Source organism: Bacillus sp. cl96, from assembly GCF_900100505.1.
Taxonomy (GTDB): Bacteria; Bacillota; Bacilli; order Bacillales; family Bacillaceae_G; genus Bacillus_A; species Bacillus_A cereus.
The window spans coordinates 20,316-43,566 of the sequence record NZ_FNDM01000009.1; the positions used below are offsets into that span (position 1 = coordinate 20,316).

The following is a 23,251-nucleotide window of genomic DNA, read 5'->3' on the forward strand; positions in this document are numbered from 1 at the left end:
TATTATTTAGATAAATTTTTCACGACTTCTTTTAAGAATGCTGTTTTACTCCAAGCTGTACCACCTTGTGCCATTGGATCTACAACATTTACAAATACTTTCTTTTCCTTCGCAGCATTCATACTTTGCCAAATTGGATTACTTTCAATTTCTTCTAACACTTTCGGGTTTTTATTTTCACTTGCCTCATATTGTAAGAAAATATAATCTGGGTTAAGTTCAGCAAGTTTTTCAAATGAAATTTTCTCTTGTGCTTTTACAGTTTTCAATTGTTCTGGAGCAGTTAGTCCAAGATCTTTATAAATTACAGGATTGAAGTATACTCCTTCTGGATATAGGAATAATTCGTTTGCTCTTAGTCTTATGACAAGTACTTTTTTATCTTTTAACTTATCTCCTAGTTTTGCTTTTGCTTTTTCAGCGTCCGAATTGTAATCCTTAATAATTTTTTCGGCTTTATCTTTTTTACCAGTTAATTCTCCCATTAACTTTAAGTTATCTTCCCAATTTGTTGAAACGTGTGATACCGGGAATGTAGGAGCTACTTTCGTAAACTTTTCAGCTGTTTCTGCTGGGAATTTCGTACTCGATGTAATAACATCTGGTTTTAATTGTAGTAATGTTTCGAAATTGGGTTGCATTTTCTCACCAACAGATTTAGCACCTTCTAACTCTTTTTCAAGATATTTTGGTAATTTACCACCTACAGTAATGGCACCAACTGGTTTAATTCCAAGTACTGCCGCATCTTCCATTGACTCTAAACTAGCTGTCGCAATTTTATCTACTTTTGCTGGCACTGTATACTCTTTACCTAAATATGTGATTTTTCGTTTTTCATCTTTTTTCGTTTCCGTAGCTTTTGTCTGTTGTTTTTGCTCGCCTGAAGTTTTATCCGCACTATTACATGCCGCTAAACCTACACTTAAAACTGTAACCATCCCTAAAGTAAATAATTTCTTGTTCATCTTTATATGTCTCCTCTCGAATTTTCAAACTATATTCTCAATAAAATTTAACTATATGAACCTTGTCCCATATATATATTTCATTAGATTAATAATTTTATCCAGAACTCATTCCCGTTCACTTCCCCTAGACTATAATTCTTTTACGCCTTCATCACTTGATAATCATTTTCACTGATAATGATTATCGTTACTAAGTATATATTTAATATGAAATTATTTCAAGAATGATTTGAAAAATTTTAACAAACTGAATTAAAAAAAGAAGTATCTCCCTAATATTAGGGAGATACTTCTTTTTTTTTAGAAATTTATATGTAATTCAACTGGACAATGGTCTGACCCCATTACTTCACTATTAATTTTCGCTTCTGTTATTTGGTCTTTCATTCTTTCCGAAACAACAAAATAATCTAAACGCCATCCGATATTTTTCGCTCTCGCGCCCATACGATACGACCACCACGAGTATGCACCTTCTTGATTAGGATAAAGGTAACGATATGTATCAATAAATCCTTCTTCTAAAATACATGAAAATTTCTCTCGTTCCTCATCAGAGAATCCAGGATTTTCACGATTACTTTTCGGATTTTTCAAATCGATTTCTTTATGAGCAACATTTAAGTCTCCACAAAAAATAACTGGTTTCTTCTCATCTAATCGTTTGATATAGGACCTGAAATCATCTTCCCATTTCATTCTGTAATCTAATCGTTCTAATCCACGTTTTGAATTTGGTGTATATAACGTTATCATGTAAAAATCTTCGAATTCTAAAGTAATAAGTCGCCCTTCTTGATCATGCTCTTCAATGCCTAAACCATATGTAACTGAAAGCGGTTCTTTTTTCGAAAAAATAGCAGTTCCTGAATATCCTTTTTTCACAGCATAATTCCAGTATGTATAATATCCCTCTAAATTTAAATCAATTTGCCCTTCTTGTAATTTAATCTCTTGTAGACAAAATATGTCAGCACTTGATTCCTCAAGATATTCCAAAAATCCACCTTTTGCGATAACAGCTCGCAAACCATTTACATTCCATGAAATTAACTTCATTTATAGTCCTCCTCTTGATGTTTATTTCCAAATTTCATGCTATCACAAAATAGAAAACAATCATATTTTCACCTTTGTAATCTTGCTCTTACATTTATGAATACATACATACGCACTTTATTCAGGTTATACTAATTTCAGAGGTGATGTTCTATGCACAATGAAGGAGTTACATTAACAAATGAGTATTGGCAAGCAATTATTCATAATGATTCTTCCTATGATAGCAAATTCTTTTATGCTGTGAAATCAACTGGAATCTTTTGCAGACCATCATGCAAATCAAGAATACCGAATAGAAACAATGTACGAATTTTTCATCATGCAGAGCAAGCATTAAGTGAGAACTTTCGCCCGTGCAAACGTTGTAAGCCAAATGGGATCACTTTACCTAATGAAGAGTGGGTAGAACAAATTAAAGACTATATCGAAAAGCATTATGACGAATCCTTAACTCTCGACATGCTTGCGGAAATGTGTCACGGTAGCCCTTTTCATTTACAACGTACTTTCAAAAGAATAATAGGGTTAACTCCTATAGAATATATACAACAATTCAGGGTTCTTAAAGCAACCGAATACCTTTTACACACAAATCAATCTATTAAAGAAATTAGTACTGCTGTCGGGATAGAAAACCCAGAGTATTTCGCAACTTTATTTAAAAAGAAAACCGGATTTACTCCTACTGAATATCGAAAAAAGAACGAAATGAAAGAGGGATACGATAATGAATTCCTACAAAAATAATTATATATATTGGACGCTACTTACACATAAAAATTGGCGATTTCATATTGCTGCAACTGAAAATGGACTATGTTTCATTGGATCACAAGACGAAAACTTTGAAGAATTAAATATATGGGCTAGAAAAAAACTGCCCCAACATATATTGACCCATAGTCCAGGTTACTTGCAAATATATACGCAAGAAGTTATCGAGTATTTAGAAAACAAGCGAGAAACTTTTACATTTCCTATCGATGCTTATGGAACTAATTTTCAATTATCTGTTTGGAATATGGTACGTGAAATTCCTTATGGAAAGACATATTCTTATACAGAAATTGCTGAAAGAATTCAAAAACCTAAAGCTGTGCGCGCCGTTGCTTCTGCTATTGCTGCTAACCCTCTTCTTATTACCATTCCTTGTCACCGCGTTATTGGGAAGAATGGGAAACTAACCGGATTTAGGGGTGGATTAGAAATGAAGAAAAAATTGCTTACATTAGAAAAGTTGCAGGTGGAATTCATATGACAGCAGAATATAATAGCGCATTATCTATAGCAGTTCCAAAAGAATTTTGTTTCCAAGAAAATTTACGTTATCTATCACGCTCTAACAATGAATGTATGTTCCATATTGAAGATAACAAAATTTATAAAGTTATCCCTGTTCAAGATGTAAATCCTTTAGTTGAAATTAGTGTGAATACAGATGGGAATATTCAAATACGTTGTTTAGAAGAACCATATACATCTGAAAAATCGATACGTGAAGCTGTAGTTAACTATGTAAAAGAATGGTTTGATTTAACTACTGATTTAGCCCCATTTTATACATTAGCTAAACATGATTTACTCCTTCAAGGACCAATTGAACAATATTATGGCCTTCGTACTTTAGGCATTCCAGACTTATTTGAGGCACTTTCCTGGGGAATTATCGGTCAACAAATTAACCTAACATATGCTTATACACTAAAAAGGAGATTAGTTGAGCAATTTGGAAGTTATGTAGAATGGGACGGTAGAAAACATTGGATATTCCCATCACCTGAAACAATTGCAAATCTACATGTAGAAAATCTTCAACAATTAAAAATGACGACTAGAAAATGTGAATATTTAATCGGTATTGCGAAGCTTATTACAGAGAGAAAATTATCAAAAGAGGATTTACTGCAAACACAAGATGTAAAGGTTGCTGAGAAACAATTAACTGCTATCCATGGTATAGGACCATGGACTGCCAACTATGTTTTAATGCGTTGTTTAAGATTTCCTTCGGCTTTTCCAATTGATGATGTTGGTCTGCATAATGCAATTAAATTTATAACAGGTTCCGAAAATAAACCGACAAAAAATGAAATAAAAGATTTCGCGGCAAACTGGGCTAATTGGGAGTCTTATGCGACTTTTTATTTGTGGCGAGTACTATATTAAAAGAACCAAGTAGCACATTCGTACTACTTGGTTCTTTTTTAAGCTTGCTCCTCAAAACGTCTTGCAATTTCCACAATAACTTGAACGGCTTTTTCCATAGTATCTACCGAAACATACTCAAATTTACCGTGATAGTTTTCACCACCAGTGAAAATATTCGGCGTCGGTAATCCCATATATGATAATTGTGATCCATCTGTGCCTCCGCGAATCGGATGAATATTTGGTTCAATGTCTAAACTTTTCATTGCTTCATATGCAATATCAACAATTTCTCTTACCGGTTCAATTTTTTCAAGCATGTTATAGTATTGATCATTCATTTCTAAAACGACTGCATCTTCGCCATATTTTTCTTGCATAGTCTTCACAATATTTTTAACGTTATTTTTACGTGCCTCAAAATTTTCACGATCAAAGTCTCGAATAATATAATATGCTTTACTTTGCTCAACATCACCATTTAAAGAAAGTAAATGATAGAATCCTTCATAGCCTTCTGTATATTCTGGCGCATCTTCTACTGGTAAATACCCATTAAACTCCATAGCAAGTTTAGTAGCATTGCGCATTTTATTTTTTGCTGTTCCAGGATGTGTATTCGTTCCGTTAAACGTTAACTTAGCACCTGCAGCATTAAAACTTTCATACTCTAAACCACCTAATGGACCTCCATCCATCGTATAAGCGAATGATGCACCAAACGCTTCTACATCAAAATGCGCTGGCCCACGACCAATTTCTTCATCCGGTGTAAATGCTACTCTTATTTTCCCGTGCTTAATTTGTGGATTATGTATTAAATGGTTCATTGCAACCATAATTTCTGTAAGACCAGCTTTATCATCTGCTCCTAGAAGTGTTGTACCATCAGTTGTAATAATGGTATGTCCTTTATATGATGGTAATTCCGGGAACTGCTCTGGTGTTAACACAACATTTAGCTCTTCATTTAACGTAATTGCATTACCATCAAAATTTTCATGAATTTGTGGTTTGACGTTTTTCCCTGTAAAGTCTGTTGCCGTATCTAAATGGGCTAAAAATCCGATTACAGGAACATCCTTGTCCGTATTAGCTGGAAGTGTTGCCATTACATAGCCATTATCATCCATCGTTACTTCTGTTAAACCAATTTCTTTTAGCTCTTCCACTAATAACTTACCAAACTCAATTTGTCCTGGTGTTGTTGGTACTGTATGACTTTCTTCATTTGATTGCGTATCAATTTTTACATATCTCGTAAATCTTTCAATAAGTTCTTGTTTCAAGTTCATTCACTCCCTTTTATGTTCCTCCCTCCATTATAATCCTTAAAACGAAATATTTTAACTTTTTTGACTGTGAAGATGTATATTTCATTTACATTGTTAACACTTTTACATAACAAAAAGAAAATTAGTGAACATATTTAAAGTACAGCTTAATACAAATAAATTCACCCTATTTACGACTCTCATCGCAAATAGGGTGTTTCTGTTTTTATCTCGCAATTTAAGAATATATACTACTCATTTACAATAAAAGTATATACATCATCATAAATACAGCCATTTACTTTAATCACATACTTCCCAGGTTTATTAAAACTAATTGTGTATTTATTTAACTGAATTGCTTCTTTATCTCCAGAAAGAATATCAATGCTTCTGCCACTTAATACATACAATTCATTTAGATTCATCGTTACATCAATTGTATTGAAATTTTCTACTTTCACTTGCTGTGCTTCCGCAACGCTTACACTTGGTTCTAAAAACAGTAATCCACTTAATCCAATCGTCCCCGCTAAAGCAACTCCCGCAAACTTTTTAATCTGTTTCATTACAATGACCTCCTTATAGATTTTACGTAAAGGCAATGTCCTCCCTTACACCACAAAGCCTATATGTAATGAAATGAAAAGTAAACGGGGACTGTAAGACAAAATTCTACATCTTTTTCTCCTATTGAATATAAATCCAACGTTTGGAATTTTGACACATTTAAAATTGTTTCCCTAAACCAATTTCTCCATAATTTATTCAAAGACTGAATAATTACTTATTTATTTAACATTCTAACAATAGTTGATAAAGATGCTTTCTATTCAAAAAAAGACTTTGCTATAAAAGTAACTTTTACAACAAAATCCATGCAACTAATTTTATTCAGCTTTCCATAATCTCTCTACATTCATTAATTGTTCTTCTTTAAATTCCATCTTATATATATCCGGTTTTGACGTATTCATTAAAAATTCAAAACCATATTGTTTATCAAAATAGTTCATCATTAATGTCATGACAAGCCCATGTGTACCAATTACAATTTTGCATCCTCGAAAATCCATTAAGATTTCTTTTAATACTTTCACTACTCTTCTCTGGCAATCTGCATATGACTCTCCTTCCGTTCGTGCAAAGTCCGGATTAGAGAACATCTTCTGTACAAGTGGATACACCTCTTTGTCTGATATAACCTGATCCTCACTTGAAAACATACACTCTTTAAGATTTTCATATACTACTATTTCTTTTTCATGGAAATTAGCTGACTCCTCTATCGTTAGCATAGCCCGATTATAAGGACTGGAAATAAAAGTATCAATCCTCTCCGCTTTTAATATGTCAGTTACTCTACGGGCATCCATATGTCCCCTCTCAGTTAATCCACGCATTCTTTCATTTCCTTCTAGTTTTGGTGATTCACCATGTCTAACCATATAAATATATGTGCTCATAATTTCTCCTTAAAATTTTTTATAAAGTGAAACTTTAATCAGCCCTCACTAATCGGGCTGCCCGGCAAATAGCAAGATAAGTTAATAAATCACGTTCATTTATCCCATTTCAACACTTAGGGGTAATACTAAAATACTTTATAAACTGTGCTGATTTGTTCGTCTAATCCATTCTCCTACTAAACTCTCAAATAATTCAGGCTGCTCAATTTGCAAATTATGCCCTGCCATATCTAACACTGCTAATGTTGCCCTTGGATATTCTTCAATAATTTCTATAATATTTTGATAACCTACTGATATATCTTGTCTTCCAGTCAGTAAAAGAACGGGATTTTCATATTTTTCATGCTGAAAATCCATAGTAAGAGAGTAATTCTTTTGCAACCTTTCAATAAATTCATAATTAGCAACATCTAACCCAGGCTTAATTTCTTCTTTAAATCGCTTATATGTATATTCATTTGCTATTACAGCTAACTCACAAAACTCCTCTCTTTCTGTGGAAGTGAGCGTATTTAAAAATTCCTCATCTTGTACAATTACCTGTTTATCTGGAAGAATCCTTTTTTCTGGCTCCGCTACAACAACAGGACATACTAATAGTAATCCGCTAACTCTCTCAAACATCTTTGCAAGTATACCTTTGGCTAAATAGCCTCCATATGATTCTCCTACCAATAAAAATTTTTCAGTAGAAATGATTTCCTCAATAAATGTGATAAGCACTTCTACTATACGATCTGAACTATTTATCCAATTTGGAGCATTCGATTTTCCCATTCCAGGTAAATCAATATATATTCGCTTATAACCTTCATATTTCTGAAATACTGATTCCATACATTTCATCATTAACCTATGGTCAGGGGCGCAGCCATGTATGATAATGACCGGTTTACCCTCTCCCACAATTTCATAGTATATTTCTGCATCTTTAATTCGATATATCATAAAAAAGCCTCCCTATTTAGTGGCAATACTATTCCACTCTGTAAGAATACACGTTCTTATTTTATATCTTTTCTCAATATTTTCACAAATATTAATATTCAGATTAAAAATAAAAAGCTCACCAAAAAAAGATACTCATCATTTTATATGCAATTTTGCATCTCCACTTACAAATCACTAAAAAAACTTTACAATTCAAAGGATGACTAAATATACAATTTCTATTTAAAGTCTTGATACAGTCTATACTATCAACCGCAATATTTTTTCAACCTTAAGAATACTTACACTCTTTAACACTTTCCTTATAAACATGATTTTTATAAGGAAATCTGATACAATTCTTAAATAATATTATTATGTATAGATATAACGAACATAGTGCATAATTAAAGAAGGTGATTTCATTGAAATTAAATAAAAATTTACAATTATGTATATTAATCGGAACATTAATATGCTATTCAATCTATTTTATGTTTTTCTATCTGTTCCCTACTCATTTTTCAAATTCAGATGTACGCTTCGCTTCACTTGTCGTTGAAGCCATTACATTTGTATCACTGATTTACTCTATATACTCTAAAAAAGTCAGTTCAAATCCGTTTTGGATATGTATTACAATAGCAATTGGTAGTTTTTTATTAGGGAAAATAGTATATACATATCAAGATAGCTTCTTCGAAATTCCAATACATCGTTTTACGGTTTCAGATGTATTTTACATGTTTTTTCTATTTTTCTGTCTTATCGCTTTCTGCTATAAAATCTTAAAGGAATGCAATAAATGGGAAAAAGCGTTCTTTATTTGTGATATATGCATAGTGCTTACTTCCATATTTACATTAGAATGGTATTTATTTAATCAACCAAATTTAAATATATTCGCTCTTTCACTAGGAGATGTTTTCCTTTCATTTTTATACCCAATTGCAGATTTATTATTTCTACTGCTAGGTGTTAGTCTCTTTTTCCGTCCAACAATTTTTAATTCCAAACGGAAAATTTATATCTTTATTTTTGTATTAATAAGTTCTGCAACTTTTAACTATATTTATTTTTACTTAAATAACCACTTATCAACTGAAACGATAATATTATTACGTCTTTTATATAGAATACCTATATTACTTATTGCAATAGCTGGCTCTATTTCAGAAGATCATAATAGCCATAGAAATTATTTCCTTGTAAACCCTATAATAGGAAAAAAAGCTTTAGTTGTATTTCCCTATCTTGCTGTTGCAATACTAATCGGGTTTACATTAAAAGAACAAACATCATCTTCAACTCTCATTACAGGAAATTGTATTACTTTTATTTTCGTACTCATTCGTCATTCTATCGTACGTATGCAAAACAATTCCTTAACAAAACGTTTGCAGGCATTTAATGCCCAACTAGAAGAAAAAGTTACTTTACGGACTTCTGATTTAGTTCATAAATCAGAGGCTCTTTCTCAAAAACAACAAAAATTCAAATCATTATATGAATATCATCCTGACCCTATTTTCACCATTGATTTAAATGGAATATTCTTAAATGTAAATAAGGCTGGGAGTGTACTACTTGGAGCACCAACAGATGAGTTACTCGGTGAAACTTGTTTTTCGATTATTTTAGATGAAGATAAGCATAAGCTAGCATTGGCGTTAGAGAAAGTGAAACAACAAGAATCGGCATCCTTACAACTTAGTTCTCAATATAAAGATGGCTTTACTTATTTTTTATACGTTACAATCATTCCTATTATAATAGACGGACAAATTTCAGGAAGCTATATTATGGTGAAAGATATTACTGCACTAAAAAAACAGCAAGAAGAAATAAAATATTTAGCATTCCATGACACTGTAACGAAAATTGGTAACCGTGCCTTTTTCCATAAGAAATTAAAGAGAGTTATAAAAAATGCTGAAATAACAGAAAGCGAGTTTGCATTATTATATTTAGATTTAGATCGCTTTAAAGCAATTAACGATACACTTGGACATTCATCAGGAGACTACATATTAGAAGAAGTAGCAAAGCGCTTCCAATCATGTCTTCCATCACATACTCATCTTTCAAGAATCGGTGGCGATGAATTTACAATCATAATTGAAAACTATACTGACGAAGATTACTTATTCCAATTATGTAACCAATTATTTAAATGCATGAAAAAGTCATTTATCATACATGAGCATAAATTAACTTTATCACTGAGTATCGGCATCGCTATTTATCCACATTCCGGAATCGATACCGCTACACTTCTGAAAAACGCTAATGTTGCAATGTATGATGCAAAAGCAAAAGAACTTAACTCTGTATCTATTTATGACGATGTAATCGCTAAAAAAATTGAAAGACGATTGCGATTAGAAAAAGATTTACCAAACGCACTACAAAATGAAGAATTGTTCCTTTTGTATCAACCTCAAGTTGATAGTGAATCTAATAAAATTATCGGTGCAGAAGCTTTAATTAGGTGGAATCATCCTGAATTAGGTATTATTTCTCCATACGAGTTTATTCCGATTGCAGAAGAAACACTACAAATTATTTCAATAGGTAAATGGACATTAGAGCAGGCTTGTAAACAAATGAAACGTTGGCACGCACTCGGATATTCACATTTAAAAATAGGTGTAAATTTATCTGCTAAAGAATTTGAACAAGAGGATTTTGTAAAATCTATTTCTTCTACTTTAACAAATACAGGTTTACCAGCAAGCTCTCTTGATCTTGAATTAACAGAGCGAATTGCAATGATGGATGAGCGAGAAACATTGATAAAACTGCGTACACTAAAAAGTTTAGGGATTCACATTTCTATCGACGATTTTGGTACAGGTTATTCTTCGCTAGCCTACTTACCTTTGTATCCAATTGATACGTTAAAAATCCCGAGAGAATTTATTACAATGTCTGAAACATGTGATGATGGAATGGAAATTATTAAAACGATCATCACATTAGCAAATACATTAGGAATGTCTGTCATTGCTGAAGGTGTAGAAACGAAAGAGCACGTAAATTTCCTTCAAAAAAATAAATGTCAGTTTATTCAAGGTTATTATTACAGTAAACCTATTCATATTCATGCATTTACTGAGCTATTAGAAAACGGCATTCACCCATAGTACATAACTAATTAGAACAAATATAGCAAAAAGGAAAGAAGATACCTTCTTTCCTTTTGTTTTTCTATTTACATTTCTATTACTTCACCACTTCATTTATTATATCTATTATTTGATGAATTCCCTCATCATTTGTTTTCTTATATCCATTCATGTTTTGAATATATTTCTCCTTATTTGTATACAACTTATTTACTGCATGTATAAATGTATTCGTACTTACTCTGTCTTGGAGTATAACTTCCGCATATCCTTGCCGTGAAAAATATTCAGCATTTAAAACTTGATCTCCCCTACTGGAACTGTTAGTTAACGGGATCAGCAACATCGGTTTCTTCAAAAATAACAATTCAGAAATAGCAGTAGAACCCGCTCTAGAAACTACAACACTTGCCATATTTAGTATATGCGGCAACTCGTCGCCTATATATTCAAATTGCATATATCCCTCCATGCCAATAGATGGGTCTACCTTCCCTTTACCACATATATGAATAATATTAAAGTTTAATAGTATTGTATCTAAACATTCCCTTACCATATCATTTATCCACTTAGCACCTTGACTCCCACCCATAATTAATAATACTGGTTTATCTTGCTGAAATTCACAATATCTTCTTCCTCGTAATACGTTACCCTTCTCAATTTCTACCCTTACAATTGGTCCTACATAAACCTTCTTCTCATTACTTACATTTTCTCCTGTCTGAGGAAATGTTGTGCATAGCTTTGTAGCAAAAGGTAATGCTATTTTATTGGCAAGCCCTAATGTGCTATCTGGTTCACGTATAATTATAGGCACACGATTTAACCATGCTCCTATAGCTACAGGAACTGAAACAAATCCTCCTGCTGAAAAGATAACGTCAGGCTTTGTTTTCTTAATTAAATTATAACTTTGTAAACAACCGCGTATAATTTTAAAAGGATCTTTAAAATTATCCCAATCCCAATATCTCCTAAGCTTTCCCGTTGAAACACTATTGTATTTAACATTTTGCACTAATGATTTTTCAATTCCATTTTTGGATCCAATATACTCGACTCTCCAGCCTTTCTCTATAAATTTAGGAATTAATACAATATTAATCATAACGTGTCCGGCTGTACCGCCCCCAGTAAAAAGAATCGTTTTGCTCATAACTTATACCCACCTTTATTATTAAAAATCTAGCTTTCTCTTTACCTTTTAAATGTAAATAAACTTATTATTTTTTATATAAATCTTTAACTCCACCTCTATATCTTGTAAAAGATCGTTAATGAGTTCATAAAAATCATTTCCATACTCACTACACTCGTATTGAGCAAAGATTTGAATCACATATCTAGTTTCCGTCTCTAATGCTGACTTTATTCGATTAACCCTTTTTTCTTCTACATACGCTTGATATTTATGTATTGCCTCATAAATAAGCAATACATGCGCTTCTTCATCTCTCCAGTCCAGCGTATCAACAATTGAAAGAAATAGCGTATTTTGATTATCTATTACTTCATAACCATTCATATATTTCTTACACCCTTTTTTGTTTTTCATTGCATGCAGATGTCACTACACTTCGCATACTCAAGTACATCTTTTAATGATTGATGAAATTCAATTTCTGGGATCCAACCTAAATTTTTTATTTCCTCTGTTGCTAAACTCTCATTTGAGTCGCTCCCACTTTTCTCTGTTTCCTCTATAAAAAAATTTAGCTGTGTTAATTCTTTATATTGTTCTAGTACATCTAATAAAGATCGTTTTACTCCTGATCCGATATTATATTGTTTTCCACTTATTCCATCTCGTAATAACACATGATACGCTTTGACCGCATCACGTACATCTAGAAAATCTCTACTATCTTTCAAACTGTTTACTTCGATAATAGCCTTACTTCTACCTGATTCTATATCTATTATTTTCTTTGCGAGAATCGAACAAATACCATTCGATACCCCTGGACCAATTAAGTTTGAGGGCTTTGCAATGATAATATTTGAATCCATTAATCCTCCCCAAGCCTCTGCAATAATGACTTGCATCGTTTTACTTAAACTATATGGATTTGAAATTTTCATTTCGTTCATACTATCTGCTTGCAAAGCAGATCCTATAACTAATGTTCTACAATGCGAGGCTTCTTGCTTAATTGCTTCTAATAAATATAACGTTCCTATTACATTAATCTCTATATACTCAAGAGCAGCTGTCCAAGATTCTATAACCGAATTCCTTCCCGCTAAATGCAATACGTAGTCTGGCTTTATTTGTTTCATTACCTTCATTACTTCGCTCTTATTAGTTAAATTACACGTAATACCATTTCTAATTTTTTCTCTATGTGCACGATTTTGAAACATAGGAATTACATGAAAGCCCTGCTCTAAAAAATAGTGGCAAGCATGGCGGCCTGTGAAACCATTTGCACCAGTTATTAAAAGGCTCGCATTTTTTTTCATCGCAAAAACCCTCCTTTTAATAGCATTTGTTTCACCTCATGTTTTGCAAGTAAATCTTGTTGAGAACTAAAACTCTTCACATCCACTAGCGGATAGCTAGAATAATATTCTTGAAGTCCTTCGATAGGAATCGTCGGTAGTACCACAAAATAATTTTGATCAAAACTTATACTTGTTTTACTCTCTACCTCAGATAGAAGCATTTCACTTAATTTTTCACCCGGTCTTATCCCTACCTCTTTCACCTTAATATTTTCTTTTTTTGAATCTTCAATTAATATTTCCGCTAAATCTGTTATTTTACATGCCGGCATTTTCATAACAAAGATTTCCCCGCCTCTACCTTGATATACGGCTTTAAATAACAATCCAACAGCATCTTCAACTGTTAAGAAAAATCTAGTCATATTCGCATCGGTAATCCCTACTTCTGAAGATCTTTTAATTTGTTGTTTAAAAAGCGGTACTACACTTCCACTCGTTCCTAAAACATTTCCACCACGAACACAAATGAATTTTGTTTTCTTCGTTTGTATATTCGCATGAACCATTAATTTTTCACCAATTGCTTTTGTCATCCCATACGTATTTGATGGATCAGCTGCTTTATCCGTTGAAACATATATAACTTTTTCAACTTGCATCTGTGTAGAGGCTTCAATTACATTTTGCGTACCATGTATGTTAGTTTTTATAGCTTCATAAGGATAATACTCACATACTGGAACGTGTTTTAAAGCTGCAAGATGGAATACATAATGTACACCTTGGCATGCATAGACTAGTTGATCTTTATCACGAATATCTCCAATAATAAATTTTAGCCTATGATCATTTATAAACTGTTGCTGCATTTCAAACTGAACCGTTTCATTTCTTGAAAAAACTCTAATTTCTTTCGGTGATTTTTCTAATAGTTGTTTTATAAGTTCATGCCCCCACGAACCTGTACCACCAGTAATTAAAATTATTTTATTTAACATTCCTTTTCCTCCTACGAAACATCTCAATTTAAATAATATTTATTGAATTATTTTCAATTGATTCAAATCATAATCGTCGTTTGTTACATTTAATTGACAAAATAAAAAAACAGAAACTATTAAACTTAGTTTCTGTTTTTCATTTCACCTCACAACAGTAAGATTTTCCATACTGTTTGCATGATAAATAAATTCCTTGTAAAAAAACACCGCTCATTTATTTCTTATACTCGTAATAAAATAAATAGAATGATTCATAGCCAATAATCATGTTTAAATTTATGAAAAAGGGAGGTAACGGAATGGACCGAAGCAATTCAAATCATACATATAACGGACCTTCCAAAGCACTGCCTCTCTCCCTATTCGACGTAAAAAATGAATTAAAACAAAAAAGCAAACTTATTCCTTCTGATACCATGTATAAATTAACGAAAGAAGAGCAACTCATCATCAACAAAATAAAAATACAAACAGAACAGCTAAATAAAAATAATGTTACAAGAACACGCGCATACTACCAATTTTACATTCAATATCCAGAAATACATTGGGCACTGCTTGGACATATGGTATCACGTAACGGCGGTTGGAATATGACTGATTTAAAGGGGGATTTATATACGAGAATTTTATCAGAGAAAGATCAATTCATATTTTTTTCTTTTTTAGAAAAAGGGAATTGGCTTATTTTCCAAGATGTATACCCTCAATTTTTACTTTACGAACAAAGTGTAAAGAGATCACAAAAGTTATTTCACCTTCTCCCTCACCTAAATGTTTCTACATTTATGGAAACGATGTGGCACCATTTTTGGAAAACAGGTAACAAAAAAACTTTAGCGATTGCCACTATTATTAATGAACAAAACTACTTAGAAAAAAGAGTGATTCAAAATGTACAATTTAAAAAGACTGTACTAAATAGTATTGGATTTAAACTCTTTGATTTCTTTCAGTTTAATCATATTCTTTTCCCATTCTACGAAAATGATAAGAAACAAAAAGTATTACTATTTGGTGATACAATGAAACATTTCACTTCCTTACATGAACGGATATTAATTGGAAAAAGATTGTACTCATTATTATTTCGAGATACACATGTTTTATCTCAAATAATAAGCTGGGCTCAACACCATCCACATACAGGATCAAGGAAAGATTACTGGCCCCATTTATTTTCAAGTGTAAATGAATCTTTTTCCCGTGAGTTTTATAAGCGCCGAATAAAGAAATGCCAGTTACGAAATGGCGCTTATCGCATATACAGCCCTGCACTCATCTATGCATGGCGAGATATGAAGCATGAAGAAGTTGACAGTGAAGATTGGTTTACCGATTGGCAAGTTGTAAATTACTTAGTTGATAAGGAGGAAAATATAAATGGACAAATTACAGAAGACTACTGCAAAACACTCGAAAAAATTGAACTCGCCATTCTCGCAAAGAAAAATGTCCTCCTCCGAGAAGAAGAATGAGTTTCTAGCATTAGTAGTTACAATCTTTCTCTCTTCTATTATTGGAACTTGCTTAGATGCCTTTTTTGTTCATAAACAAATATATTCCTTTCCGGCTAGGCCCTTCTCATCCACATTTTCGGTTAATATAGCTTTTACATTGTTCGTACTGCCGATTTTAACAGTTATCTTTATACACATTTCAAAAAAATTATCTAACGTTTCTAGAATTTTATTTATTATTTCAATCGGTATTTGTGCTAGCCTTTTTGAACAGATTGCTGAAAGTTTAGGTTTATTTGTACATAACGCGAATTGGAACCATACATATTCTTTATTTGGTTATATGATTTTTCATTCTTTTATTTGGAACGTATATAATTGGATAAAAAAATAAAGAGACCATTATAGGTCCCTTCTTAAGCATACTCTTCCGTTATTGCTAATGGTGCCAATGTTTGAAGGCTTTTAGAGCGTAAACGATAGGCAACGACTTTCTTCTTATATTGCTTAATGACATCAACATGTTCTTCATAGCTATATAGCGAAAATCTAATCTCTTTATTCCCTTTCTTCGTATCAATGACTATGGGTGTCCCTTCTCCGTGCGGCGGGAAATAATGTTTATCTAAAAACAAAGCCTCATTAAATTCATGAATAACTTGTAGTTTCATTTCTCCCTCTATATTTTTTCCATCTATCGATATAGAAGTATTTTCCGCCTCAAGCTTTTGATGCAATTCAAATTTACTAATAATTGATTCCACAACAGAAGTGGGCATGCTAGAAACTAATACTTTAATAGCTCCAAAAACAAATAATGTAACTATAAACCATGTTGTCATTGTTATCATCTCCATTACATTTAAAAAATAAATTTCGTTCCATACGGTATTAGTATACTAATGAGTATTCCAGTTACAATCATCGTTACCGAACCGATTGTCGCCTCTTTCTCGCCTTCCTTCACGAGACGGCTCACACCGATAATATGTGATGCACAGCCCATTCCAACTCCTTTTCCAATCGTACTTGTTATACTGAAAAACTTAAGTACTGTTGGTCCGATCATAGCGCCTGTTATTCCTGCAACAACTACAAAACTAGAAGTCATAGATGGAATACCACCAATTTGATCCGCTAATGATAGGGCAATAGGCATCGTTGCTAACTGTGGTAAAGTAGTTAATATAAGTTCCTTATCTATATTTAAAATTCCGCCAATCACTACATTCATACTCGTTACAGCCACTATACCTATCACTACTCCAATAAGTATCGATAAAAAATTTTTCATAAGTATCTTTCGCTCTTTAAATAGAGGTATGGCTAATGCTACAATTGCAGGGCTCAATAAGCTTGAAAGAATGTCTCCTCCATTTTCCCTATACTCATGATGAGAAATACCAAAAATGAAAAATAAACAAATCATAATTGCCGTAACTGTTAACACCGGTAACGTAAATGCAAACGTAAATTTTTTATATAGCTTTGTCGCCAAGAAATAAATTGCTACAGTAATAATAATTAAGACCATTTGAATCGTGCACCTTGTCGATTTTATTTTTTTGTTGTTATTAATAATTGACTTATATACCCTGAAACAATCAAAGTTACTACAGTACTTGCAACTACTAAAAGGAATATAATACTCTCCTTACTGAAAAGAAAAGACCCGTATTCCATGAGCCCTGTTGTCGAAGGGATTAAAAATAACGGTAAAAATACGATTAACTTTTCCGCACCTAACTCAAACCATTTTAACGGTAAAACGCGAGTGGAAAGGAGCAGGAACAGTATTAACATCCCTATTAAACTTCCTGGCATTGATAGATGGAATACTCCTTGAATCCACGTACCCACTAGGCTAAATACATATAGCACGCCTACTTGAAGTAAAAGCGTCACGTACTTCATTTCTTTCCCTCATTTCACTATCACACATCCATATTATGAAATCTCATTTAGCGTGTCGGCAAACCGTTTAATTCCAAGTTGAATTTGTTCTATATTCGCTCTACCAAACGTAAATCGTATATATTCATTTTTCGAACCTAAAACACTGCCCGGAACAAATGCGACACCATTCTGTATAGATTCACCTAATAAGTGATATTCATCAAACTTTCCTTTCACTTTACACCATACATGTATTCCACCCTCTGGCACGAAACATTCAACTCGGTCTCCCAATGTTCCTTCAAGCTCTGCAATTAATACATCTCTTCTTTGCTTCAATTGTCCACGAAGTATCGTAATATGTTTATGGAAATCCTTTGATTCTAAAAATTGATTTGCTACCCACTGCGTAAATACACTATGGCCAAAATCAACTTGTTGCTTTGCATCTGCTAAACGCTCAATTACACGTGTAGGACCAATTATCCATCCAATACGTAATCCTGATGCAACAATTTTTGATAATGAACTTATATAAAGAACATTTCCATTTTGGTCCATTGATTTTAATGTCGGGTTCACTTCTCCATTAAAAGAGATTAAACTATACGGATCATCTTCTACAATTGGTATACCGAACTCAGAAGACAGTTCTAAAATTTTTTTACGTCTCGCTAATGAAAGCACAGTCCCCGTCGGATTCTGATAATCTGGATTCAAAAACACCATACGAATGCGATGCTTTTTGTGCAAATCGATTAAGTCATCTGGATTCATTCCATGCTCATCAACAGGTAAATGAAATATGTTTAAACCGGCCGATTTAAACATTGGAAGCGAAAAACAATACGAAGGATCTTCAATCGCTATCGCATCGCCAGGTTTTAATAAACATTGAACGATAAGATTAAGCGCCTGTTGTGCTCCTGACGTAATAAGAATAGAGCTTGAATCTGCTTCAATTTGTTTATATTGCTGAACATGTGCTGCAATTGTTTTTCTCAACATCTCATTTCCAAGTGGATGATCATAACCGAGGTTTTCCATAAATGTTTTCTCCGACAAAATTGTTCGAAATCTATCACTTGGAATTAATTCTGGTGACAGTTCACCGCTTGCTAAATTAATTAAATCATCTTTTTGTGTTTCCGTTCGAATTTGTTGAACGAGTGGTACGTTAGGTAAGAACGATCCATCCTCCACGTACCTACCCCAGTTCGGTATTCGTTTATGTGAGACACCCCATATGTCTGTATTGACCCGTGTTCCGCTTCCCTTTTGCCGTTCTACTACTCCAAGTGATTTTAATTCTTCATACGCAGCTACTATTGTACTCCGGTTCACCTGTAATTCCTTTGCTAACATACGCTCAGAAGGTAACTTACTATCAGAAGGAAATTCACCTGAAGAAATGCCTCTTTCAATATAATCCGCAATTTGTTTATATACAGGTGTCTTATCTGCACGATTTGGTTTCCATTCCATCTAGTTTCCTCCTTTCAAAACGAACTATCCTCATTTTTTACTAACAGTATTCACCGTAAAAATAGTATTAATTAGTCACATTTTCTTATCCGTAAATGGATATATCCAAAATGGTTCTCTTTCTGATTACTCAATAGCTTCTGAAATTCCAACTTCATACTCTCATTTCAGTTCTTTTACAAACTATTAAATCATTACCACGTACCATGTTACCCCGGCCAGTAGAACAAAAAGAAGAAGAATATAGATTGCAGATAAGTTTTTCACATTTCTTTTTGTAGACTTACCGTAATTCTCCTCCACGTTTCTTGCAACTAGTACAGTCCCAAATAGCGATACAATTACAATAATAACGACTAGGGAAATTGCAAAACTCATTGTCTTTTCACCTCTCTAAGACCCATCTATTTTAATTAAAGAACTTACATAAAAACCTTCCTCTTTAAAACGTCGATAACATACTACCTTTCTTCTCTTATCATAATAGATGTTTACAAAAAGCGGACCAACCACTTTCATATTTTTTTGCTCATCCACTTAAAAAATAAAAAGCAACTGATCACTTAGGACCAGTTGCTTTTTTCACACGATAATTTTTCATTTAAAATTAATTCGATTTAAAAGTTTCGCCTTTTCATAATGAAACATCGACTGAGATAACTCAAAAATTGTTCTATTTACAAGATACACTGTATTTTCAATAAGAAGCGCCGGATCACCTTCATTTAATTCTAAAAGCTGTGCATTTTCTTTATTTACTTTTTCACAACTAATAACTTTATCAGCAAAACCAATATTTAATCGTAAATCTTCAATGAAATAACTGTATACAGAGCTTAATGCTATTTCTTCGTTCAAATATGGAATAATATCCTTTTTGAAATAACTTACTTCAATAGAGAATGGTTTAGCATCTACAATTCTTAAGCGCTTCAAAAAATACAACCTAGTTCCAGCTTCGCATTGCATCCGCTTTGCTATCTCTTCGTCCGCATCTATTACTTCCAGCTCTAACACTTTCGTTTCAATATTTTGTGAAACAAGATTTTTCGTTAATCCACGTAAACTTCCTAAATTAATGTAATCTGTTACAGAAGTTTCGCGTAAAAACATGCCACTACCTTGCACTTGAAAAATATAACCTCTATTCACAAGCTGACTAATTACTTTACGTATCGTATTACGGCTTACTTCAAATCGATTCATCAACGCTTCTTCTGTAGGTAGTTTTTTCGTTTCATTAAAAAGCCCATCTCGAATGTTTTGCTCTAACACATCTGCAATTTGTTTATACTTTGCACTCATACACTTTCTCCTAAAATACGCTTTTATCTGTTATAACTCTTCCCCTCTCGTTTCGACCACACGTTTATACCAATGAAACGAAAGTTTCTTCTTACGTTTTAAGTTATCATTATGATCGACAAAAATAAAGCCATATTGCTTTTTATATCCATTTAACCAACTTAAAAGATCAATCACTGACCATGCATAATAACCTTTTAAGTTAATTCCCTCTTCAATTGCACGCTTCATTACTTTTAAATGCGCTTCAATAAATTTAATTCTCGGAACATCTACAATTTCTCCGTCAATGATTGGATCTTCATCACCAAGTCCATTTTCCGTTACATACATCTTTATGTCACCGTAACGCGCTTTCAACATATGCAATCCCTCTAAGAAACCTTCGGGAGATATTTCCCATCCCCATTTTGTATATGTTTTATCATCCATTTTAACTGTTCGATAAAAACCATCAAAAGAAGGGTTACCTGGAGCAAGCGTTGAGTTTTCTCGAGAATGTTCCTCACTCTTTATATCCATATCGTATCTTTCTACTCGTATTGGTTGATAATAATTCAAGCCAATAAAATCATTTTCTTCTGCATTTTGTTTAATGATTTCTAATTCTTCAACCGTCCAATTAGGAGTCCATCCTTTTTCCTTTAATTGTTGTACAACATAAGACGGATACTCGCCTTTTAAAATTGGATCATAATACCAATACGTTTCATATTCATTCGCATGATTTGCTGCTTGTATATTTTCTTTTTGATCATCCACACTATAAGCTGGTAAGAAAACATGTGTAATCCCAATCTCACCATATTGTTTCAGCTGCTTGTACACCGCAACTGTTTTCGCGTGTGCATAAAATACATAATGAGTCGCTTGAAAATACTTTGGAACATCATTTTGTATTCCTGGTGGATGTGCACCTTTTAAATAACCTAATCCACAAAACATTACGGTCTCATTAAAAGTAATCCAATGCTTAACTCTGTCACCAAATGCCTTAAAACAAGTTTCTGCATATTTTACGAAAGCCTCTGCTGTTCTTTTATTCGTCCATCCACCATCTTTTTCTAACGGTAATGGTAAATCCCAATGATATAAAGTGACAAACGGCACAATCCCGTATTTTAAACATTCATCAATTAAGTTGTTATAAAATTCAATCCCTTTTTCATTTACCTTTCCATCTCCAGTCGGCAATATTCTCGCCCAAGAAATAGAAAAACGATACGATTCTAATCCCATCTCAGCCATTAAGCGAACATCTTCCTTATATCGATGATAATGATCAACAGCTACATCACCATTTGTTCCATTGTATGTTTTGCCAGGAATTTTTGAAAACTCGTCCCAATTCGTAACACCTTTTCCATCTTCATTCCATGCACCTTCTACTTGATAAGAAGCTGAAGCAGCTCCGAATAAAAAATCATGTGGAAACTTCATAGTATATACCTCCATTTCATTACAACAAATCAAATTCGATCATACATATAAAATTTATAGGTACAAATTTTATATGTATGATTATATCTTATGTTTTTATTTTTTTCTATTATAAAAGTACAATTTATATTGTTGGTTATTGGAAAAGAAATAAGAAGCGATATATTTTATCGCTTCTCACTCTCATCATCTTTATTCTTTTATTAATGACTTATTCGCTCTTATAACTTCTTGATACAATAATGGTGACCACTTTTCATTTATGTAGTCTTGAATTACCCAGCCTACTCTCGCAGGATTCTTTTGTTTTATATGGTTTGCAATTTCAGGATTTATATAAGAGGCATAGTAATATGGACTATTCCATGCTGTACCACCAGAAGACAAGCTTGTAAAATTTATATATAGATGATTTAAATCCTCGCTATTGTTCATCGTTTCATTCATTGTATCTTTAATAGATTTTACTTTCTCATCATAACTCACTTTATATTTATCTTGTACTGTTACATTTACATTTTGATTTACAGTTGTGGTAAACGTCTCATTATCTGGCCAATAAAAATTATTATATCCTCCAGATTCATTACTACCACTATATCTTTTTAGTAGTACAATTTTCCCACGAGCATCTCCAAGTTTTATATTTCCTTCTGTTTTTAAAAAGATAGGATCAACAAAATAATTTTTTTCAAACGTACTACTAAATGAATCTTCTGCCCCTTTCATATCCTCATACTCTTTTTTTAAAGACATAATAATCGTTTCACTCGGGTTATCTCTTAAAAATTGTTTCGCTTCGTTTATGAATTCATGCAGTGTTACATAAAGATATAATGGCCCATGATGAAGAACTATCGTATTATCATCTGTTAAACGTCCTCTTATATCAAAAATGCGAGCTCCATGGTCCATTTGATAGCGAAAATCATATTCTTGCGTCATTCCCCATACTTGCTTAATCGGATTTTGCAACTTGAACGTCCCACTATCGTGTGTTCCTGGAATTGAAATTCGTGCTAACGGGATATTATCAGGTATAGGTTGCATCCATTTCGACCAATTTTCAAGCTCATTAACAGAGCTAGCTGCAACTACTTGCTTATCATGTAAAGCAAATACAAATGTGATAAATATTGTACTACATATGAATAATTTCAAAATTAACTTCTTATTGCTCATTATTATCCCTCTCTTTTTCTGTTTTTATATCAAACTTATTGAA

General features: G+C 32.8%; 24 protein-coding genes. 6 read left to right on the forward strand and 18 right to left on the reverse strand.

What is annotated here, in order from left to right:
• Positions 1-2 precede the first annotated feature (2 nt).
• Both BLT20_RS19155 and BLT20_RS19165 read right to left on the reverse strand, forming a co-directional pair.
• Positions 3-968 (reverse strand): iron-hydroxamate ABC transporter substrate-binding protein, encoded by a 966-nt coding sequence (locus BLT20_RS19155; protein WP_001035507.1) that lies wholly within the window; start codon positions 966-968, stop codon positions 3-5.
• Between the two features lie 303 nt (positions 969-1,271).
• Positions 1,272-2,030, reverse strand: coding sequence for an exodeoxyribonuclease III (locus BLT20_RS19165; RefSeq protein WP_000767620.1), 759 nt, complete (start codon positions 2,028-2,030; stop codon positions 1,272-1,274).
• A 153-nt stretch (positions 2,031-2,183) separates the two neighbouring features.
• On the opposite strand from BLT20_RS19165, the gene BLT20_RS19170 reads away from it, so the two are divergent.
• Genes BLT20_RS19170 through BLT20_RS19180 form a run of 3 tightly spaced genes read left to right on the forward strand, consistent with a single transcriptional unit; the run spans position 2,184 to position 4,199 of the window.
• A complete protein-coding gene (locus tag BLT20_RS19170; RefSeq protein ID WP_000551322.1) occupies positions 2,184-2,780 on the forward strand; it encodes a bifunctional transcriptional activator/DNA repair enzyme AdaA in 597 nt (198 codons plus the stop codon).
• Positions 2,761-3,291, forward strand: coding sequence for a methylated-DNA--[protein]-cysteine S-methyltransferase (locus BLT20_RS19175; protein ID WP_001089841.1), 531 nt, complete (start codon positions 2,761-2,763; stop codon positions 3,289-3,291). The genes BLT20_RS19170 and BLT20_RS19175 overlap by 20 nt, the downstream gene beginning before the upstream one ends.
• Complete coding sequence (locus tag BLT20_RS19180) at positions 3,288-4,199, forward strand: DNA glycosylase (RefSeq protein WP_000123504.1); 912 nt, start codon at positions 3,288-3,290, stop codon at positions 4,197-4,199. Before BLT20_RS19175 ends, BLT20_RS19180 begins: the two co-directional genes overlap by 4 nt.
• Before the next feature lie 38 nt (positions 4,200-4,237).
• Here the strand turns inward: BLT20_RS19180 and pepT are convergent, their stop codons facing one another.
• The 4 genes from pepT to BLT20_RS19200 all read right to left on the reverse strand — a co-directional run bounded on the left by pepT (position 4,238) and on the right by BLT20_RS19200 (position 7,875).
• Positions 4,238-5,470: a peptidase T gene (gene pepT / locus BLT20_RS19185; RefSeq protein WP_002164459.1), complete on the reverse strand. Its 1,233-nt coding sequence runs from the start codon at positions 5,468-5,470 to the stop codon at positions 4,238-4,240.
• 236 nt (positions 5,471-5,706) lie between these two features.
• Positions 5,707-6,024: a hypothetical protein gene (locus BLT20_RS19190; RefSeq protein ID WP_000809495.1), complete on the reverse strand. Its 318-nt coding sequence runs from the start codon at positions 6,022-6,024 to the stop codon at positions 5,707-5,709.
• 321 nt (positions 6,025-6,345) lie between these two features.
• Complete coding sequence (locus BLT20_RS19195; protein ID WP_000109179.1) at positions 6,346-6,921, reverse strand: histidine phosphatase family protein; 576 nt, start codon at positions 6,919-6,921, stop codon at positions 6,346-6,348.
• 138 nt (positions 6,922-7,059) lie between these two features.
• Positions 7,060-7,875, reverse strand: a complete 816-nt coding sequence (locus BLT20_RS19200; protein ID WP_000640334.1) for an alpha/beta fold hydrolase — start codon at positions 7,873-7,875, stop codon at positions 7,060-7,062.
• 407 nt (positions 7,876-8,282) lie between these two features.
• On the opposite strand from BLT20_RS19200, the gene BLT20_RS19205 reads away from it, so the two are divergent.
• Positions 8,283-11,003 (forward strand): sensor domain-containing protein, encoded by a 2,721-nt coding sequence (locus BLT20_RS19205; protein WP_000773561.1) that lies wholly within the window; start codon positions 8,283-8,285, stop codon positions 11,001-11,003.
• Between the two features lie 79 nt (positions 11,004-11,082).
• Here BLT20_RS19205 and BLT20_RS19210 read toward each other — a convergent pair whose 3' ends face one another.
• Genes BLT20_RS19210 through BLT20_RS19225 form a run of 4 tightly spaced genes read right to left on the reverse strand, consistent with a single transcriptional unit; the run spans position 11,083 to position 14,437 of the window.
• The gene (locus tag BLT20_RS19210) at positions 11,083-12,147 is read right to left on the reverse strand and encodes an undecaprenyldiphospho-muramoylpentapeptide beta-N-acetylglucosaminyltransferase (RefSeq protein ID WP_000047551.1); all 1,065 of its coding nucleotides are present in this window, start codon (positions 12,145-12,147) and stop codon (positions 11,083-11,085) included.
• 48 nt (positions 12,148-12,195) lie between these two features.
• The gene (locus BLT20_RS19215; RefSeq protein WP_002164458.1) at positions 12,196-12,546 is read right to left on the reverse strand and encodes a DUF6572 domain-containing protein; all 351 of its coding nucleotides are present in this window, start codon (positions 12,544-12,546) and stop codon (positions 12,196-12,198) included.
• Positions 12,543-13,454, reverse strand: a complete 912-nt coding sequence (locus tag BLT20_RS19220) for an SDR family oxidoreductase (RefSeq protein WP_000739080.1) — start codon at positions 13,452-13,454, stop codon at positions 12,543-12,545. Before BLT20_RS19220 ends, BLT20_RS19215 begins: the two co-directional genes overlap by 4 nt.
• The gene (locus BLT20_RS19225) at positions 13,451-14,437 is read right to left on the reverse strand and encodes a UDP-N-acetylglucosamine 4,6-dehydratase family protein (RefSeq protein ID WP_000932614.1); all 987 of its coding nucleotides are present in this window, start codon (positions 14,435-14,437) and stop codon (positions 13,451-13,453) included. Before BLT20_RS19225 ends, BLT20_RS19220 begins: the two co-directional genes overlap by 4 nt.
• Positions 14,438-14,739: 302 nt before the next feature.
• Here BLT20_RS19225 and BLT20_RS19230 point away from each other — a divergent pair, with 302 nt between their 5' ends.
• On the forward strand, positions 14,740-15,918 hold the full coding sequence (locus tag BLT20_RS19230; RefSeq protein ID WP_000376159.1) for a DUF2515 domain-containing protein: 1,179 nt from the start codon (positions 14,740-14,742) through the stop codon (positions 15,916-15,918).
• Entirely contained in the window at positions 15,893-16,294 is a 402-nt protein-coding gene (locus BLT20_RS19235) for a CBO0543 family protein (protein WP_033666325.1), read from the forward strand. Before BLT20_RS19230 ends, BLT20_RS19235 begins: the two co-directional genes overlap by 26 nt.
• A 22-nt stretch (positions 16,295-16,316) precedes the next feature.
• On the opposite strand, the gene BLT20_RS19240 is transcribed toward BLT20_RS19235, so the two are convergent.
• The 8 genes from BLT20_RS19240 to plcA form a co-directional block, all read right to left on the reverse strand.
• The gene (locus BLT20_RS19240) at positions 16,317-16,742 is read right to left on the reverse strand and encodes a YfmQ family protein (protein ID WP_000214634.1); all 426 of its coding nucleotides are present in this window, start codon (positions 16,740-16,742) and stop codon (positions 16,317-16,319) included.
• A 20-nt stretch (positions 16,743-16,762) separates the two neighbouring features.
• Positions 16,763-17,434 (reverse strand): LrgB family protein, encoded by a 672-nt coding sequence (locus BLT20_RS19245; protein WP_000242940.1) that lies wholly within the window; start codon positions 17,432-17,434, stop codon positions 16,763-16,765.
• A 23-nt stretch (positions 17,435-17,457) separates the two neighbouring features.
• Positions 17,458-17,814, reverse strand: coding sequence for a CidA/LrgA family holin-like protein (locus BLT20_RS19250; RefSeq protein WP_000878488.1), 357 nt, complete (start codon positions 17,812-17,814; stop codon positions 17,458-17,460).
• 33 nt (positions 17,815-17,847) lie between these two features.
• Positions 17,848-19,281 carry a MocR-like pyridoxine biosynthesis transcription factor PdxR gene (locus BLT20_RS19255; protein ID WP_000454965.1) on the reverse strand — a complete coding sequence of 478 codons (1,434 nt, stop codon included), beginning with the start codon at positions 19,279-19,281 and terminating at the stop codon, positions 17,848-17,850.
• 186 nt (positions 19,282-19,467) lie between these two features.
• Positions 19,468-19,659, reverse strand: coding sequence for a hypothetical protein (locus BLT20_RS19260; RefSeq protein ID WP_073339754.1), 192 nt, complete (start codon positions 19,657-19,659; stop codon positions 19,468-19,470).
• Positions 19,660-19,878: 219 nt separating this feature from the next.
• Complete coding sequence (locus BLT20_RS19265; protein ID WP_001274913.1) at positions 19,879-20,586, reverse strand: GntR family transcriptional regulator; 708 nt, start codon at positions 20,584-20,586, stop codon at positions 19,879-19,881.
• A gap of 30 nt (positions 20,587-20,616) precedes the next feature.
• Entirely contained in the window at positions 20,617-22,026 is a 1,410-nt protein-coding gene (locus BLT20_RS19270) for a glycoside hydrolase family 1 protein (RefSeq protein ID WP_000671629.1), read from the reverse strand.
• Between the two features lie 192 nt (positions 22,027-22,218).
• Entirely contained in the window at positions 22,219-23,208 is a 990-nt protein-coding gene (plcA, locus tag BLT20_RS19275) for a phosphatidylinositol diacylglycerol-lyase (protein ID WP_000066288.1), read from the reverse strand.
• Positions 23,209-23,251 lie beyond the last annotated feature (43 nt).

Excerpts from the sequence above, each read along its gene's own strand:
- BLT20_RS19155 (WP_001035507.1), bottom strand. The coding sequence starts at position 968 with ATGAACAAGAAATTATTTACTTTAGGGATGGTTACAGTTTTAAGTGTA.
- BLT20_RS19165 (WP_000767620.1), bottom strand. The coding sequence starts at position 2,030 with ATGAAGTTAATTTCATGGAATGTAAATGGTTTGCGAGCTGTTATCGCA.
- BLT20_RS19170 (WP_000551322.1), top strand. The coding sequence starts at position 2,184 with ATGCACAATGAAGGAGTTACATTAACAAATGAGTATTGGCAAGCAATT.
- BLT20_RS19175 (WP_001089841.1), top strand. The coding sequence starts at position 2,761 with ATGAATTCCTACAAAAATAATTATATATATTGGACGCTACTTACACAT.
- BLT20_RS19180 (WP_000123504.1), top strand. The coding sequence starts at position 3,288 with ATGACAGCAGAATATAATAGCGCATTATCTATAGCAGTTCCAAAAGAA.
- BLT20_RS19190 (WP_000809495.1), bottom strand. The coding sequence starts at position 6,024 with ATGAAACAGATTAAAAAGTTTGCGGGAGTTGCTTTAGCGGGGACGATT.
- BLT20_RS19195 (WP_000109179.1), bottom strand. The coding sequence starts at position 6,921 with ATGAGCACATATATTTATATGGTTAGACATGGTGAATCACCAAAACTA.
- BLT20_RS19200 (WP_000640334.1), bottom strand. The coding sequence starts at position 7,875 with ATGATATATCGAATTAAAGATGCAGAAATATACTATGAAATTGTGGGA.
- BLT20_RS19210 (WP_000047551.1), bottom strand. The coding sequence starts at position 12,147 with ATGAGCAAAACGATTCTTTTTACTGGGGGCGGTACAGCCGGACACGTT.
- BLT20_RS19215 (WP_002164458.1), bottom strand. The coding sequence starts at position 12,546 with ATGAAAAACAAAAAAGGGTGTAAGAAATATATGAATGGTTATGAAGTA.
- BLT20_RS19220 (WP_000739080.1), bottom strand. The coding sequence starts at position 13,454 with ATGAAAAAAAATGCGAGCCTTTTAATAACTGGTGCAAATGGTTTCACA.
- BLT20_RS19225 (WP_000932614.1), bottom strand. The coding sequence starts at position 14,437 with ATGTTAAATAAAATAATTTTAATTACTGGTGGTACAGGTTCGTGGGGG.
- BLT20_RS19230 (WP_000376159.1), top strand. The coding sequence starts at position 14,740 with ATGGACCGAAGCAATTCAAATCATACATATAACGGACCTTCCAAAGCA.
- BLT20_RS19235 (WP_033666325.1), top strand. The coding sequence starts at position 15,893 with ATGTCCTCCTCCGAGAAGAAGAATGAGTTTCTAGCATTAGTAGTTACA.
- BLT20_RS19240 (WP_000214634.1), bottom strand. The coding sequence starts at position 16,742 with ATGACAACATGGTTTATAGTTACATTATTTGTTTTTGGAGCTATTAAA.
- BLT20_RS19245 (WP_000242940.1), bottom strand. The coding sequence starts at position 17,434 with ATGGTCTTAATTATTATTACTGTAGCAATTTATTTCTTGGCGACAAAG.
- BLT20_RS19250 (WP_000878488.1), bottom strand. The coding sequence starts at position 17,814 with ATGAAGTACGTGACGCTTTTACTTCAAGTAGGCGTGCTATATGTATTT.
- BLT20_RS19255 (WP_000454965.1), bottom strand. The coding sequence starts at position 19,281 with ATGGAATGGAAACCAAATCGTGCAGATAAGACACCTGTATATAAACAA.
- BLT20_RS19260 (WP_073339754.1), bottom strand. The coding sequence starts at position 19,659 with ATGAGTTTTGCAATTTCCCTAGTCGTTATTATTGTAATTGTATCGCTA.
- BLT20_RS19265 (WP_001274913.1), bottom strand. The coding sequence starts at position 20,586 with ATGAGTGCAAAGTATAAACAAATTGCAGATGTGTTAGAGCAAAACATT.
- BLT20_RS19270 (WP_000671629.1), bottom strand. The coding sequence starts at position 22,026 with ATGAAGTTTCCACATGATTTTTTATTCGGAGCTGCTTCAGCTTCTTAT.
- plcA (WP_000066288.1), bottom strand. The coding sequence starts at position 23,208 with ATGAGCAATAAGAAGTTAATTTTGAAATTATTCATATGTAGTACAATA.